Genomic DNA, 16,104 nt, shown 5'->3' on the forward strand with positions numbered 1-16,104 from the left:
TTGCTGCTTGAATCAGTCCACCACGGATATCTCTTTTAGACGCATCCAGCAACTTGCCATTCCGGCTATCATTGCTGGCATAGCCGAACCTGTACTCTCCAGTACCGATGCGGCCGTAGTAGGAAATATTCCCGTCAATGGAACCGAAGCTCTGGCCGCCGTGGGAATTGTTGGCTCTTTTTTATCCATGTTGATTTGGATTCTCGCTCAAACCAGGGCCGCGATCTCCTCCATTGTATCTCAAAACCTGGGGGCGGGTAAGATCGATGAATTGAGAAGTTTCCCGGCACAGGCCATCTACTTTAATATCGGCCTTAGTATCCTTGTCTTGGTAGGAACTTATGCCTTTGTAGAGGAAATATTCCGACTGTTGAACGCAAGCGGTGAGATCCTTAAGTTAAGTTTGGAATACTATGACATCCGGGTCTGGGGATTTCCTTTTACATTGTTCACATTTGCCGTGTTCGGCATCTTTCGGGGACTTCAGAACACCTTTTGGCCAATGATCATCGCCGCTACCGGTGCGGTCATGAATATAGGGCTGGATTTCTTATTGGTCTATGGATTGCAAGACCTGATACCGCCTATGGGAATAAAGGGTGCTGCCTGGGCTAGCTTGATGTCTCAACTGGTGATGGCCCTTATGTCCATGATCTTGCTATTGAAAAAGACCCAGATCTCCTTGCGTCTGCAATTTCCACTTCACCCTGAGATCAAACGATTGGTGTATATGAGTTTCAATCTCTTTATCCGGTCTTTGGCATTGAATGCCGCATTGATGCTTGCCGTACGAGAAGCTACTTATCTGGGAACAAAATACATAGCAGCCCATGCCATAGCTATTAATCTTTGGCTTTTCGCTGCTTTCTTCCTAGACGGCTACGGGGCAGCGGGGAATATTCTCGGTGGTAAGCTGAAAGGGGCCGGACAGTTTAAGGCACTATTGACCGTCAGTAAACGGGTGAATGGTTACAATCAGGTTGTGGCAGCGATCCTGATCATTTTCGGGATCATCTTGTATAAACCCTTGGGACTGCTCTTTAATAAGGACCCGGAAGTGCTGGCCGTCTTCAATGATATGTTCTACCTGGCCCTAATCAGCCTGCCCATCTGTGCTTTTGCCTTTACTTTCGATTCTATCTTTAAGGGCTTGGGCGAGATGAAGTATTTACGAAATGTGCTGTTAGGCGCGACCTTGATCGGCTTCATTCCCTCTTTATATCTTTTCAAATACCTGGGCTGGGGTATCCAAGGTATCTGGCTCTCCATCATCGTGTGGATCGGTTATAGGGCCGTTGCTTTGATCGTTCGATTTTCCCAAAAATATGTCCCCTTGGCCCGAAATTCCTCCTGAACGGGCCTCAATTACCGAATTATCGAAATAATTGACCGCTTACTCAATTAAACGTTCTACCTAGATCAATACTGCTTAAATTACGCTCATACTGAGCGCTACAGTTGAGAAACTTAATTTGTTATATCACCTTTTTCTTTTGTTTGTCGATAGGCTTTGCACAGCAAGCTGATTTGCATAAACAATACACCTATTATGACGGCTTACCGTCTGACAATGTCTTGGAAATAGGTCAGGACAGTCTGGGTTTGATCTATATTAAATCCGACAAAGGGACTAGTCTTTTTAATGGAGGAGAGTTCTCCGATCTGACTGAAGAACCGGCTTTAAACTTCATTTCCAAGACGGATAGTTTAGCTGTAAGCTTGTATAACGTATTGGCTGACCGTACTGTTAACGTGACCTTCATGGACCTACAGGGCTCCTGGTGGGTAGGAACTGAGGGCTCAGGTCTTTGGTATTTCCCTACCGGTAATTCCGGAAAGCAGAATGTGTTTATACAGTATATCGGGTTAAATAATGACCGAGAGGAATTTCCTGGATCACAACTGACTATACCCCATCAATACGAGACTCTGACCATTGGGTATGCCAGTCCGGATTATACTGCACTCGGTCGTCAGCAATTTCGATACAAGATCGAGGGTGTTCATCAGGATTGGGTATTGACCAGGGATAATAAGGTTCAGTTCACGGCCTTGCCGCATGGGGAAACCTATACTTTCTCAGTCGCTGTTCAGGATGCGGGAGGGAACTGGAGTGAACCAGCTACGCTAGCTATGAAATTTGAACAGGCATTCTATCAGTCCAGGATGTTTTTTGGTTTGATCGGTGTTTTGGTGATTGCGCTGATCTGGGCATCAACACGTTGGTTCTTCAAAAGACAGGCAAATTGGGCTAAAATGAACACCCAGCTTATGGAGTTGGAAGGGCAGGCTCTGCAGTCCCAAATGAATCCTCATTTTGTATTTAATTCCTTAAATTCCATTCAGAGCTTTGTAAGTTCAGGAGACGAACTAAAGGCAGAGGTGTACTTGGCGAAATTCTCAGATCTGCTTCGCAAAACCCTGGAATCATCCAAGAAAACAAGGATCCCTCTTTCTGATGAGATCAATATGCTGGAGCGTTACTTAGAATTGGAAAGCATGCGCTTCGGAGACCGACTGAATTATAGCTTGGAGGTTGATGAAAAACTGGAAACAGATCTGATTCAAGTTCCCGCCATGCTGATTCAGCCATTTGTAGAAAATGCCATCGTACATGGGATCGGCCCAAAACCATCAGGAGGAGAGGTCAAGGTCAGTTTTGATAAGGTAGATGACAAAACACTCCTATGTCGCGTTAAAGACAACGGAGTTGGAAGAAATAAAACACAAAATACACTCCATCAGTCCATGGGTACAGATATTGTGCGCAGGAGGTTGGAGTTGATGGGTCCCAACGAGAATGGACAGGTTGAGTATATCGATCTGGTAGACGAAAAGGAACAATCAAAAGGAACAGAAGTCATTATTCGAATCCCTTTATGAGCTTGAAGGTTATCATCATTGACGACGAGCTAAATGCCATTACAACCCTGGAGAATTTCACAAGGAAATATCTAGTGGATTGCATCGTGGTTGGCACGGCCTCCAGTAAGGAAGAAGGCGTGAAGTTGATCAATTCGACTTCGTTCGACCTGGCTTTATTGGACATCAACCTGGGCGATGGAACGGGCTTTGAGGTGCTGGATGGTTGCAGCAATCGTGATTTTCATGTTGTCTTTACCACTGCCTACGACCAATATGCTATCAAAGCATTCAGATACTCGGCCATGGATTACCTCTTGAAACCCATCAATCCCGAGGAGTTGATCCAAACTGTGGACCGTATTCGTGCATTACCTGCCGCACCAAACCAGGAACAATCAGGTTATGCTGCCACCGTGGCTAAAACCGGAACTGCAGATAAGCTGGTGGTAAATGCCAGTAGTGAGATTCATTTCATCGACTTGGATCAGATCAGTCATTTGGAATCCTATAGGAACTATACGGATATCTACTTGCAGAACGGTCAGAAGATCACCTCCACCAAGACGCTCAAATACTATGAGCTTATGCTGGAAGGACAAGGTTTTTTCAGGATCCATCAAAAACATCTGGTCCGACTGGATTGTGTCACCAGATTCCTGAAAGAAGATGGAGGATATGTAGAGTTAAAGGACGGAAGCAAACTGGAAGTTTCCAGGAGAAAAAAAGACGAGTTACTAAAAACACTTATGCCGGGAGAAAAAGCATGAACAGATTGACCAAATATCTTCTATTGGTGCTTATCGCATCATTTGCTCTAATCGTGACTCAAAGTTGCCGGGAGGATGACGATATTTTCCAAGTTGTTGTTATCGACTCTCAGGAAGAGCTGGAGCGATTGATCCTTGGGCAGTCCAGTCGCTTAGAAGGACCGATTATATTAAGTGGGGCCATCACCTCCTTGGAGGTCTTCGAGAATGTAGAAAAGATCATCGGGGATTTTGTGATTGTCGACACCCAATTGACCTCCCTGGACGGGCTCGAAAATCTGATTCTGGTCACTGGTGATATCACCATAACCTCAAACCCTCCTTTCCAACAGAAAATAAAGGATTTCTGTGCCTTGCAGACACTTATAAATGGTGGGTCTTTTAAGAGTATAACCATCACGAATAATCAACACAATCCGACTGTGGCGGACATTCAACAGGGAAATTGCGCCTTCTGACCAAAATGCACGCCAACCGAATAATCAAGAAATACGACCGTTGAATTTTAAAAAAGCTCCACTTATTCAATCGACACATCTGGCCTTTGAATATGGTGTAGTTTAGAGCTAATTCCACTAATAATAAAATTGATCACTATGAAAAGAATTGGAATCCTTGGACTGATTGCGGCAGCTTTGTTTGCCACCTCGTGTACCGAAGAAGATAACACAATCGACCAGGTTTTTGATGGAGTGAGCAGCGGTGCCGTACTTCGCGGTATCCAAACCATCTCCAACGAATTGCCGATCGGTAATGACGATGCTTCCTTCTCTATCGAACTGGAATACCAGGACAATCAAGATGGAGCCCTGTTGGAAAGCATGGACATTTACATCAAGTACGCTGACAACTCTCCAGATGAAGGAGATTCCGGCGGAACTCAGGAAGAGAAATTCTACGGTAACGTTGCTGCTGGTCAGTTCACTGAAGGACCTTTTGGACTCCCTCGATTTACCCTGACTATCACAGCTGCCGATTTCCTGGCAACTACAGGACTTACTTCTGAGCAGATCTTTGGTGGGGATACCTTCACCACTCGTCTGGAAGTATTCCTGACCGACGGTCGTCGTTTCTCTGTAGATAACGCTGGTGGTATTATTACCGGTGGATTCTTTAACTCTCCTTTCCAGTACACTACTCCAGTAGTATGTCCAGTATTGGCCGAGGAATTTGTTGGAGACTACACAGTGGTGAACAACAGTGCCGGTGTACTTGGATTCAATGTATTCGAAGAAGGAGGAACAGTAACTCTGGTATTGGGTGAGACTTCTGTAGAACGTCAATTCGACTTCATCTTCTTGCCAGATGCAGGAGTTGGACAACCCGCAGACACCTTCATATTGAACTTCGTTTGTAATGCTACTGTAGTGCCAGCTGGTCAGTCGACCAACCTGACTTGTGGTGGTGGTCTGACCATCGGACCAGCCCCAAGTGGAGACCAAGGTAGTTATACAACAGGTGATGACTCTGTATTCTCTATCATCTTTACCGACAACTCCGGCAGTGATTGCGGGGAAGGACCAAAAGATGTTACAGCAACTTTCACTAAGCAGTAGAATCCGGCTTAGAACAACAGTATTTGAAAAAGAGAGGGTAACCCGGCTGGGGCCCTCTCTTTTCTCATATAATTAATACCTTTGCCCCTCCTAAAAGATTAAGACAGGGAATGATGGGTAGTTCATGGATTTTCCTACTGCTGGCGATTGTACTTATTGTTGTGGTGATCGTCAACAAGATCAAAAATAAGCGATGAGTCAGATCAGGTTAACCAAGAAATTTAGTTTTGAAACAGGCCATGCCTTGTATGGGCATGACGGCAAGTGCAGGAACCTGCACGGTCACAGTTATAAATTGTCTGTCACTGTAATCGGCACTCCTATTGATGATAGCACTAACCCCAAATACGGGATGGTCATTGATTTCTCTGACCTCAAGAAAATTGTCAAAGAAGAGATTGTCGATGTATTCGATCATGCAACCGTTTTCAATGGGAACTCACCGCACGATGAGCTGGCCAATGAATTAATAAAAAGGGGACATCATGTCCTGCTGGTCGATTACCAACCAACCAGCGAAATGATGGTCATAGACTTTGCCAATAAGATTCAAAAACATCTACCTAACCATATTAAGTTGCACTCCTTGAAGCTTTATGAAACGGCGACTAGTTATGCGGAGTGGTTTGCAAGTGATAATCCGTCCTAGTCTCTACAGTATCTACGCTCAGTAAAAATCCTATCTTTGGGTATGCAAGTCCCTCCGGGTAAGAAGATCTATTTCTCCAGTGACAACCATTTAGGCGCACCAACTCCTGCCGAAAGTCTGCCACGGGAAATAAAATTCGTTGCCTGGTTAGATGAAGTGAAACAGGATGCGGCTGCTATATTTTTGTTAGGGGACCTTTTTGACTTTTGGTTTGAATATAAAACCGTAGTCCCTAAGGGGTTTGTCCGAGTGCTGGGTAAGCTAGCCGAGATCAGTGATAGTGGAATTCCGATTCATTTCTTCGTGGGGAATCACGATCTCTGGATGAGGGATTATTTTGAATCCGAATTGAACATTCCCATCTACCGGGATGTGAAGGAGTTTCAATTCAATGACAAGATCTTCCTGATTGGTCATGGCGATGGTAAAGGACCCGGTGATAAAGGCTATAAGCGCATGAAAAAGGTCTTTACCAACCCCTTTTTCAAATGGCTCTTCCGTTGGTTCCATCCTGAATTGGGTATGCGGATCGCTCAATATCTATCCGTAAAGAACAAATTGATCTCTGGCGAGGAAGACAAGACCTTTCTGGGAGACGACAAAGAATGGTTAGCGGCCTATTCAAGACGCAAACTGGAAACCAAGCACTACGACTATTTTGTCTTTGGTCACAGACACCTACCTATGGAGATTAAGCTGAATGATCGCTCTACTTATTTCAATTTAGGGGATTGGATCACCCATTATACCTATGGAGAATTTGATGGTTCAGAATTTCATCTAAAAACATTCCAAGGCCCTAAAGAGCCTTGATATCCTTGAACTTTAGCTGTAGGCTGGTCTGCCCGTTCCAATGATTCTCATCCAGTGAAAAAACGGCCTGAAACCCTGTTTCAGAACTAGCCAATTCCAACTTGTCCCCCAGTCCAAATCCAATGCCTTCAATTGGATCAGAATTGGTCTGTCTTACACTTAGTTTCAAATGGCTTCTGTCGGCGCCCACCTGCCGAGCCGGGTTGTTGAGCCTCAGATTATCACTTACAAATACGGGCCTGCCGTTGGAGGGTCCAAAAGGGGCAAATTGTTTTAAAATCCGGTAGAATTTCGGAGAGATATCCCCAAGGTGGATCAATTCATCGATCAGCAATTCGGGCTCCATGGATTCTTCCGTGATGCTTTCGCTCACCACCTTTTCGAAGCGTTCTTTGAAAGCTTGATAATTTTTAGGATCCAAGGTCAAACCAGCCGCATACTTATGGCCCCCGAACTGTACCATTAAGTCAGCGCATTGTTCTAATGCATGGTGAACATCAAAGCCTTTTACGGAGCGGACGGAAGCCGCCAACTTATCACCACTCTGAGTAAACACCACAGTTGGACGATAATAGGTCTCTATAAGCCGGGAGGCCACTATGCCGATAACTCCCTTATGCCAGTTAGGGTCAAATACCACCGTTGTGGCTCTTTGCTGTTCTCCTAATTCCTCTATCTGATCCAGGGCCTGGAGGCTGATCTCCTTATCAGTCTCCTTGCGGTCCTTATTAAATTGCTCGATCTCTTCTGCACACTGAAGTGCCGCATCCATATCCGTCGAAGTCAATAATCGGACAGCTTCATTACCGTGTTTCATGCGACCGGCCGCATTGATCCTTGGAGCCAATAGAAAGACCACATCACTGACCGAAGAAACGGTTCTTCCCGCCTTGATCTGCACGGCCTTGATACCCGGTCTGGGATTGTTCATGATCTGTTGAATACCCAAGGCCATCAGGTTCCTATTTTCACCTGTCAGAGGAACAATGTCTGCCCCTATGGCCGTAGCCACCAGGTCCAGGTAAGGACTTAAATGCGATTTAGGCCTTTCTTCTCTCTGCTCCAAGGCCTGGATCAGCTTAAAACCTACACCGCATCCACAAAGTTCCTTATAAGGATAGTCACAATCTCCTCGTTTAGGATCCAAAACCGCCACTGCATCAGGAAGTTGATTTCCCGGCAAGTGATGATCACAGATTATAAAATCGATTCCTTGATCCTCAGCATATTTTACTTGCTCAATGGCCTTAATTCCGCAATCCAATGCAATGATCAGTGAAAACTCGTTGTCACTGGCGTAATCTATACCGGCAAGAGAAACCCCATATCCCTCTGTATACCGATCCGGAATGTAAGTGGCTATTTGTTCAGATCTGGAACTGAGATAGTCAAACATCATGGCCACACTGCTAGTCCCATCCACATCGTAATCTCCATAGACTAATATGTTCTCTCCCTTTTTTAAGGCTGTGTCTACACGATCTACAGCCTTATCCATGTCTTTCATTAGGAAAGGATCGTGAAGTTGGTCCCAACCGGGGCGGAAGAAATCCTTGGCTTGCTGGTAAGTTTCTATCCCCCGCTGTGCTAATAACTTTGCGATTATTGTACTGACAGACAGCTCATTGACCAGTCTTTCTATTGTCTCTTTAGGTGGCTCGGGACGGAACTTCCAGCGCATATTGTCGGATTAATTGGGAGCGAATATAAAAGTAAACATTCTGTGGTTTGAAGATGGGAAAAACCGGTTTGGAAAGTGGGTGTTGAAACGCTTACTTTTGAATTGTTATGATAATTCAGGAATTATGCCTTTAGTTAAACCGCTTTCTCCGGATCACGACCCGGAAACCAGGGAACTGGCCGACTTTTTTAACGAGACCCTGGGGTTTTGTCCCAATAGTGTGCTCACTATGCAGCACCGACCTGCAATCAGCAAAGCATTTATCAATTTGAATAAGGCCGTCATGGCCAATGAAGGACGGGTTACCTCAGCCCTCAAACGAATGATCGCATGGGTAAGCAGCAACTCTACCGGTTGTCGTTATTGCCAAGCACACGCCATTCGAGCGGCAGAACGCTATGGGGCCGAGCAAGAACAATTGGATAATATCTGGGAATATCGAACGCATCCGGCTTTCTCAGAAGCAGAGCGGGCCGCATTGGATTTTTCTCTGGTAGCTTCTCAGGTACCCAACGCTGTGGATCAAACCATCAAAGACCGCTTATATGAACATTGGGACGAGGGCGAGATCGTGGAAATGCTGGGCGTTATCTCCCTTTTCGGATATCTCAACAGATGGAATGATTCTATGGGAACGAGTATTGAGGATGGTGCCGTAGAGAGCGGCAATCAATACCTGGGGAAACACGGTTGGAATAAAGGGAAGCACATTTAGTCCTTACCTGCTACGATCAATACAAATTCTCCCCTGGGAGCATTCTTTTCAAAGTAAGCATATAACTCACTTAGCGATCCGCGTATGGTCTCTTCGTGAAGTTTGCTGATCTCCCTGCTCACACTCGCCTGACGATCCGATCCGAAATGATCCATCATCTGTGACAAGGTCTTAAGCAATTTATGGGGAGATTCGTAAAAGACCATTGTCCGGCTCTCTTCCGCGAGTGACATCAGCTTGGATTGCCTGCCTTTCTTAACTGGAAGAAAACCCTCGAATACAAATCGGTCACAAGGCAGCCCACTATTGACCAAGGCCGGAACAAAAGCAGTTGCACCGGGAAGGGTCTCAACTTCTAAGCTTTCCGCCACACAGGCCCTGGTGAGTAAAAATCCGGGGTCACTGATGCCCGGTGTGCCGGCATCTGAGATCAAGGCAATGTCTTCTCCTGCCTGCAATCGCTCTACGACCCCTTTAAGACGTTTATGTTCATTGTGCATATGAAAGGAGGACATGGGTGTTTCTATTCCGAAATGCTTCAGCAACTTCCCGCTAGTCCTGGTATCTTCTGCTAAGATAAGATCTACCTCCTGTAAAACCTGGACACCTCTATAGGTCATATCTCCTAAATTACCGACTGGAGTTGGTACCAGGTAAAGTTTACCCATATCCGAGTTTTAGCACAGAGGATGTTCAGCCCACTGGGAATACATCTAATTGAAGCTCTTTTCGACTATGGTCATGAAGCGATCGGCATACTCATCCTTGTTCAGCCAATAGTTATAATCTGGTTTGACCTTTCCTTTAATAAAGGTTTCTGCCTCTTCATAACTTTCCATCGAACTGATCTGGGAAAGAACGCGCTTGTAGTCTTGTGTTCTTCCGTCGAAAAGGTGCTTGATAAAGGCCAGCCGATCGTTCAATCCGATATGTAGCCCTCTGTGCAGCTTATCATTAAGTGATCGAGGCCTATCCATTTCCTGAATATGACTAGCCCCGCCGTTGGCTTTCGGTTGCGTAATGGTCTGACTGCTCATGGATGGCTCGGCTGGTTTGCGTTCGAAAACAGGTAAGTCCCCGTAGTCCTTACTGATTTCCTCCGCTTCATCTTTCCAGGCCTTTCGAACAGGAAGTACTTCTTCCAGAAGCTGATCTACTTCCTGACTCTCCTGAGGCATTTGTGCCACAAGATCCTTGATCTTTTCCATGACTGGTTCTATAATCTCCTCGTTATTCTCGGGGACCGGCAAGGGCTCGGGCTCTCTGAACCAGTTTTGTTCTCGGAAGCTTTTAGAATCCATGGATTCGACTTCCGGAGTCTTAACCTCTTCTTCCTCTCCCAGGATCTGGGTCTCCAAATAGTTGAGCACGGTTAACAACTCGTAAAGCTCTCGAGTTGATTCCAACATGGCGGAGGTGTCTTCCAGTTTGTCCTGCGACAAGATCTGCCTGGCCAGTTGTTGTATCTTAGATTTTAACTTCTTTTTCATAATGGATGTGAGTCAAACGCCTATCTAAATTATTCGCTTTTTAAAACGAAAAAGGTCCCCAATATATTTTACTTCTTTCCCTAATGACCCCTTATTCGGCATATGTTTGTTAAATTTACGCATCCTTGATGGAATCGTCAAAGATTTCGTCCTTATAATCAAATGCCCGCTTATGTTTCTGGAAAACACGGTTAATCAAAAAGAACAATTTGGTTGGATCGAGGTGATCTGTGGTTCGATGTTTTCCGGTAAGACCGAAGAACTGATCCGCCGATTGAGACGTGCTCAATTTGCACGTCAGCGGGTAGAGATCTTTAAGCCAGCAATCGATGTTCGCTATCACGATGATCTGGTGGTATCCCATGACCAGAACGAGATACGTTCGACCCCGGTTCCCGCAGCGGCCAATATTCCTATTCTTGCAGATAATTGTGATGTGATCGGCATTGATGAAGCTCAGTTCTTTGACGACGAGATCGTCAAGGTCTGTAATGACCTGGCCAATCGAGGAATTCGGGTAATAGTAGCGGGTCTGGACATGGATTTTAAGGGCAACCCTTTTGGCCCCATGCCGGCGTTGATGGCAACGGCAGAATATGTGACCAAGGTTCATGCAGTTTGCACAAGGACAGGAAACCTGGCCAACTACAGCTATCGAAAATCCTCCAACAACGATCTCGTACTGCTAGGTGAAAACGACGAATACGAACCTTTGAGCAGAGCCGCCTTCTACAAGGCCATGCTCCGGGAAAAGGTCAAAAAAATGGACGTCAAAGATCCGGAGATCGTGCCAAACAAGAATAAAAAGTCCTCCTGATCCATGTCTGAGATCCACGAAACCACCCTGGAGTTGGACCTGAACGCCCTGGGACATAACTATCGATATATCAAATCCAAATTGAATCCTGAAACGGCCATTATGGGAGTGGTCAAAGCAGGGGGCTATGGAAGCGATTCGGTCGAAATTGCAAGGGAGTTGGATACTTTGGGAGTGGAATACTTGGCGGTAGCCTATACGCGAGAGGGTGTAGAACTGCGGGATCACGACATCCAGACTCCTATCATGGTGCTTCATCCCTTACCACATCATTTCAAAACCATTATCGATCGCTGTCTCGAACCCAGTTTATACTCCTTTGAGACCTTAAAAGACTTCGTGGCTCAGGCTCGTAAAATGAAGCAAAAACGCTATCCGGTGCATTTGAAGTTCAACACCGGGCTCAATCGCCTGGGGTTTCAGCAAGATGATCTGAGCGAGATCAAAGCGCTCATTGTCTCAGAACCGAGTATTGAAGTCCGGTCTGTCTTTTCTCATCTTGCGGCCACCGAAGACAAAAACCAACGGCACTTCACCCTGGAACAGATCGAGCAGTTCGAGCAAATGGCTAACTATTTGGAAAGCAGTCTTCCGAACGCTCCAAGGCGTCACATCCTGAATACCTCAGGAGTACTTAACTACCCGCAATCCCAATTCGATATGGTGCGCTGTGGTATTGGTCTATACGGATTCGGAAATGATCCTGAATTCGATCAAAATTTCAAACCGGTAGCCAGCCTAAAGACCATAATCTCCCAAATTCATCATCTAAAACCCGGAGAAAGCGTGGGGTATAATCGGGGATATGTAGCCGATAAACCAACCCGATCAGCTACTTTACCTCTAGGTCATGCCGATGGTATTTTCCGGGCTTTCGGACAGGGAAAAGGATGGGTCACCATCGGTGGTGAAAAGGCACCCATACTTGGAAATGTCTGTATGGATATGATCATGGTAGATGTGAGCAACATCAACTGTGAGACCGGTGATACCGTGATAGTCTTTGGAGAGAATCCGAATTTGGTGCAATTGGCAGAATCTATTGATACCATACCTTACGAGCTGCTGACCGCCATTTCCGGAAGGGTTATTCGTAAACTTGTTCGTAACTAAATTCTTAGAAATCGCCGAGTTTGATTAACTTGGAGGCAAGTACTAACCAATAATTCTAGTTATGTTGAAAGAATTCAGAGATTTTATCATGACCGGCAATGTGATCGATCTGGCCGTGGCCGTTCTTTTGGCCGGTGCCATGGGACTGGTCATCAACGGATTTGTTTCCGATATCATGATGCCGATTGTTGGACATTTTGCCGGCGGAGCCGATTTTTCCGAACTGAAAGTAGTTCTGGATGAGGCCGTGATGGCCGAAGACGGTTCGGTTCTCGAGCCTGAGAACGCCATTATGTATGGTAAATGGATCAATGCCATCATCAATTTGCTCATTGTTGGATTTGTCCTCTTTATGATCGTCAAATCCTATAACAAGGTCCGCAAAAAGAAGGAAGAAGCACCAGCTCCTCCTCCAGGACCTACGGAGAAAGACCTTTTGGCCGAGATCCGGGATCTGTTGAAGAAATAAGATACGACCCGTTGCAAGCGGGAACCGCTACACTACTTATTCTAACTAAACCATCCTCCTCACAGGGGATGGTCTTTTTTTTTAATCCTTTTAAACGGTTTATTTATTCACATCAGCTAATTTTGCGGCCTAACTCAAGTACTATGAAAGTAGCGGTTGTAGGTGCCACCGGGATGGTTGGTCAGGTTATGTTGAATCTGTTGGAGCAGAGGAACTTCCCGGTAAGTGAATTGATCCCTGTGGCCTCCCAGCGATCTGTGGGAAAAATGGTCACTTTCAAAGGCCAAGAATATCCCATCATATCTATGGTAGATGCCATTGCGGCTAAACCGGAGATCGCCTTATTCTCTGCCGGCGGAGGAACATCCCTGGAATGGGCTCCCAAATTTGCTGAGGTCGGAACCACAGTGATCGATAATTCTTCGGCCTGGAGAATGGACCCCGACAAGAAACTGGTTGTACCGGAGATCAACGGGAACGCCTTGGAAGCTGCAGACAAGATCATAGCCAACCCGAACTGCTCGACCATTCAACTGGTCATGGCCCTTGCTCCTTTGCACGATCGTTATAAAATGAAAAGGGTGATCGTTTCTACTTATCAATCAGTTTCCGGAACTGGAATCAAGGCGGTGCGGCAACTGGAAAATGAGATAGCCGGTATCCAGGGAGAGATGGCCTATCCCTATCCAATCCATAAGAATGCCCTTCCACACTGTGATGTGTTCGATGACAATGGCTACACCAAGGAAGAACTAAAATTGGCCCGTGAGCCGCAGAAGATCCTGGACGATCCCAGTTTTTCTGTATCGGCTACCGCCGTTCGAATACCAACTGCAGGTGGTCACAGTGAATCAGTGAATGTTGAGTTCGAAGAGGATTTTCAACTAGCTGAAGTACGCGCTTTACTGCAAAATACAGACGGTGTCGTTGTGCAGGATAACCCGGACACCAATACTTATCCCATGCCGGCTTATGCCCACAACAAAGATGAGGTATTTGTGGGGCGTATTCGCAGGGATCTTACTCAGGCTAACACCTTGAATATGTGGATCGTATCGGACAATTTACGAAAAGGTGCGGCCACCAACGCCATTCAGATTGCGGAGCATCTTTTGACGCATAATCTGGTCTGATTTTCAATCTGTTGTAAGTAGGAGCACTGTTGTTCGTCTAAGTTGAGCAAACAACAAAACTTCCTCATGAAAGCACTTTATCTAATTCTACGCCTTGGTCTGGGATTGATGTTATTGGTCTTTGGGCTTAACAAATTCTTTTGGTTCCTGGTCGATTTCGACTTTACAGGTTATCCGGAGGCCGAATATCTTTTCAACGCATTGCGTTATTCCGGTGCAGAACCTACCGGCAAAGGTTATATCATGAACCTGGTAGGACTGACCGAAGTAGTGGTGGGTTTACTGCTGATCATTAAAAAGTGGGTGCCCTTTGCTTTGGTTATGCTGGTGCCCATCTCCCTCAACTTGGTTTTGTTCCATGTATTCGTAAATCCGCCCAATATTGGACCCGCTTTAGCGGTTGCATTGGTCAATGGATTACTGATGTACAAGAACTGGAATAGCTATCGCCCACTATTTCAATAGGATTAGTCCGTTTTAAAGGGTTCTCAACTTTTGGGTCAATTCCTTTAAGAATAGGCATTTAAAAGGGATAGTTGTAAAACTTTTATTACATTTAGGGGCATTTTCGGAACCAGTTCTGGAAAGCCCCTTTGATGTAGAGGAAACTTTGCAAAATTGCCTATATGAAAAAGAAACTTTTAGCCCTAGGAATGCTTTCTGCGTCCCTGCTGTTAGTAATCAGTTGCGGATCAGACGATAGTGAACCAGGGGACACCTATGTTCCCATTGTAATCAATACCAACCCGGATGAAGGGGAGGTCTTTCAGAATTCCCAATTAGAGATCGATGTGCTGGCCAACGATTCCAACGTTCCGGCCACCGGTGAACTAAGGGCCAATTCGGCCAGTTCAGGGTCCGCTCAGGTAATGGACCCGAACGGAACTCCTGAAAATCCTCGCGATGATGTGATCATGTACACACCGGATGGAGAATTTTCCGGTGAGATTTCCTTCACGTACACCATTTGTGACGAGCCAGGCCGCAGTTGCGCTACCGAAACAGTGACTGTGAATGTCCTGCCATTCTCTCCTGTCAATTACAGATTGGAGGAATGGCCATTTGAAACACTTACAGAATATAATTTCTTTGACGGAACATTGAGTGAGCTCAATCCGGTCTATGGTGTATTGCCATATGAGCCGATCAGCACATTATTTACCGATTACGCCAAAAAAAGCCGTCAGGTCTGGATGCCTTACGGGACTTCTGCGACTTACGATGCAGACGGCAGCATCCTGAACTTTCCTATCGGAACAGCACTTATCAAGACCTTCTACTATGAAAATGTACTTCCGGCAGGAAATCAGCGTATCATTGAAACACGCCTGATGATACTGAAGGAAGAAGGTTGGATCTTTGCAGACTACATCTGGAACGATGAGCAGAATGAAGGTTTCCTGGACACGGTGGGTGACGGTGGCTTCGTCGAGCTTGATTTTGTAGCAGATGGAGAAAACCGCTCAGTGAATTATCGTATCCCGGCAACCAGTCAGTGTTTGACCTGCCATAAGAATAGCGAATTGGCCATCCCAATTGGGGTGAAACCTCAAAACCTGAATTCTATTTACAGTTTTGAAGACGGTATGAGCAACCAACTGGACAAATGGGTCGACATGGGATACATCAGCGGAAATTTACCATCAGAGATAAATACGGTTGTAGACTGGACGGACGAGAGCTTGGATATGACTCTTCGTGTAAGATCCTACCTGGACATAAACTGTGCGCATTGTCATACACCTGGAGGTCATTGCGATTACAGACCACTGCGGCTAGCCTTCGACGATAGCGATGATCTGGTGAATATGGGTGTATGCGTGGATCCACAAACTCCGGTCCCAGGATTTGAAGGTCAAAACCTGATCAACCCTGGCGATGCGGAAAATTCCATACTTTTCTTTAGGATGTCCACTCAAGTAGAACAGTATCGTATGCCACTACTAGGCAGATCATTGACCCACGATGCCAACATCGACCTGATGCGGGATTGGATCAATTCTTTAGATAATTCTTGCGATTAAACAGTAGATAAT

General features: G+C 45.7%; 17 protein-coding genes. 14 read left to right on the forward strand and 3 right to left on the reverse strand.

What is annotated here, in order from left to right:
• Window positions 1–7: 7 nt before the first annotated feature.
• The 7 genes from BST85_RS11275 to BST85_RS11305 all read left to right on the forward strand — a co-directional run bounded on the left by BST85_RS11275 (window position 8) and on the right by BST85_RS11305 (window position 6,650).
• Entirely contained in the window at window positions 8–1,354 is a 1,347-nt protein-coding gene (locus tag BST85_RS11275) for an MATE family efflux transporter (protein ID WP_245917687.1), read from the forward strand.
• 173 nt (window positions 1,355–1,527) lie between these two features.
• Window positions 1,528–2,883 (forward strand): sensor histidine kinase, encoded by a 1,356-nt coding sequence (locus BST85_RS11280; RefSeq protein ID WP_146090710.1) that lies wholly within the window; start codon window positions 1,528–1,530, stop codon window positions 2,881–2,883.
• On the forward strand, window positions 2,880–3,632 hold the full coding sequence (locus BST85_RS11285; protein WP_104813341.1) for a LytR/AlgR family response regulator transcription factor: 753 nt from the start codon (window positions 2,880–2,882) through the stop codon (window positions 3,630–3,632). The genes BST85_RS11280 and BST85_RS11285 overlap by 4 nt, the downstream gene beginning before the upstream one ends.
• The gene (locus BST85_RS11290) at window positions 3,629–4,090 is read left to right on the forward strand and encodes a hypothetical protein (protein ID WP_104813342.1); all 462 of its coding nucleotides are present in this window, start codon (window positions 3,629–3,631) and stop codon (window positions 4,088–4,090) included. Before BST85_RS11285 ends, BST85_RS11290 begins: the two co-directional genes overlap by 4 nt.
• A gap of 138 nt (window positions 4,091–4,228) precedes the next feature.
• Window positions 4,229–5,188 (forward strand): hypothetical protein, encoded by a 960-nt coding sequence (locus BST85_RS11295; RefSeq protein WP_104813343.1) that lies wholly within the window; start codon window positions 4,229–4,231, stop codon window positions 5,186–5,188.
• 193 nt (window positions 5,189–5,381) lie between these two features.
• On the forward strand, window positions 5,382–5,837 hold the full coding sequence (locus tag BST85_RS11300) for a 6-pyruvoyl trahydropterin synthase family protein (RefSeq protein ID WP_104813344.1): 456 nt from the start codon (window positions 5,382–5,384) through the stop codon (window positions 5,835–5,837).
• 42 nt (window positions 5,838–5,879) lie between these two features.
• Complete coding sequence (locus tag BST85_RS11305; RefSeq protein WP_104813345.1) at window positions 5,880–6,650, forward strand: UDP-2,3-diacylglucosamine diphosphatase; 771 nt, start codon at window positions 5,880–5,882, stop codon at window positions 6,648–6,650.
• On the opposite strand, the gene recJ is transcribed toward BST85_RS11305, so the two are convergent.
• Window positions 6,637–8,331 (reverse strand): single-stranded-DNA-specific exonuclease RecJ, encoded by a 1,695-nt coding sequence (recJ, locus tag BST85_RS11310; RefSeq protein ID WP_104813346.1) that lies wholly within the window; start codon window positions 8,329–8,331, stop codon window positions 6,637–6,639. The two genes, BST85_RS11305 and recJ, sit on opposite strands and share 14 nt — an antisense overlap.
• Before the next feature lie 124 nt (window positions 8,332–8,455).
• Between recJ and BST85_RS11315 the strand changes: the two genes are divergently transcribed.
• Window positions 8,456–9,046: a carboxymuconolactone decarboxylase family protein gene (locus BST85_RS11315; RefSeq protein ID WP_104813347.1), complete on the forward strand. Its 591-nt coding sequence runs from the start codon at window positions 8,456–8,458 to the stop codon at window positions 9,044–9,046.
• Here the strand turns inward: BST85_RS11315 and rsmI are convergent.
• Together rsmI and BST85_RS11325 are read right to left on the reverse strand one after the other, a co-directional pair.
• Entirely contained in the window at window positions 9,043–9,714 is a 672-nt protein-coding gene (gene rsmI / locus BST85_RS11320; RefSeq protein ID WP_104813348.1) for a 16S rRNA (cytidine(1402)-2'-O)-methyltransferase, read from the reverse strand. The two genes, BST85_RS11315 and rsmI, sit on opposite strands and share 4 nt — an antisense overlap.
• A gap of 45 nt (window positions 9,715–9,759) precedes the next feature.
• Window positions 9,760–10,536: a hypothetical protein gene (locus BST85_RS11325; RefSeq protein ID WP_104813349.1), complete on the reverse strand. Its 777-nt coding sequence runs from the start codon at window positions 10,534–10,536 to the stop codon at window positions 9,760–9,762.
• 172 nt (window positions 10,537–10,708) lie between these two features.
• Between BST85_RS11325 and BST85_RS11330 the strand changes: the two genes are divergently transcribed.
• The 6 genes from BST85_RS11330 to BST85_RS11355 all read left to right on the forward strand — a co-directional run bounded on the left by BST85_RS11330 (window position 10,709) and on the right by BST85_RS11355 (window position 16,092).
• Window positions 10,709–11,353, forward strand: coding sequence for a thymidine kinase (locus tag BST85_RS11330; protein WP_104813350.1), 645 nt, complete (start codon window positions 10,709–10,711; stop codon window positions 11,351–11,353).
• Window positions 11,354–11,356: 3 nt separating this feature from the next.
• Window positions 11,357–12,466 carry an alanine racemase gene (alr, locus tag BST85_RS11335; protein WP_104813351.1) on the forward strand — a complete coding sequence of 370 codons (1,110 nt, stop codon included), beginning with the start codon at window positions 11,357–11,359 and terminating at the stop codon, window positions 12,464–12,466.
• Window positions 12,467–12,527: 61 nt separating this feature from the next.
• On the forward strand, window positions 12,528–12,935 hold the full coding sequence (gene mscL, locus BST85_RS11340) for a large conductance mechanosensitive channel protein MscL (RefSeq protein ID WP_104813352.1): 408 nt from the start codon (window positions 12,528–12,530) through the stop codon (window positions 12,933–12,935).
• Between the two features lie 143 nt (window positions 12,936–13,078).
• The gene (locus BST85_RS11345) at window positions 13,079–14,068 is read left to right on the forward strand and encodes an aspartate-semialdehyde dehydrogenase (protein WP_104813353.1); all 990 of its coding nucleotides are present in this window, start codon (window positions 13,079–13,081) and stop codon (window positions 14,066–14,068) included.
• A gap of 66 nt (window positions 14,069–14,134) precedes the next feature.
• Complete coding sequence (locus tag BST85_RS11350; protein WP_104813354.1) at window positions 14,135–14,533, forward strand: DoxX family membrane protein; 399 nt, start codon at window positions 14,135–14,137, stop codon at window positions 14,531–14,533.
• A 161-nt stretch (window positions 14,534–14,694) separates the two neighbouring features.
• Entirely contained in the window at window positions 14,695–16,092 is a 1,398-nt protein-coding gene (locus BST85_RS11355; protein ID WP_104813355.1) for an Ig-like domain-containing protein, read from the forward strand.
• Window positions 16,093–16,104: the final 12 nt, after the last annotated feature.

Source organism: Aureitalea marina (genome assembly GCF_002943755.1).
Taxonomy (GTDB): domain Bacteria; phylum Bacteroidota; class Bacteroidia; order Flavobacteriales; family Flavobacteriaceae; genus Aureitalea; species Aureitalea marina.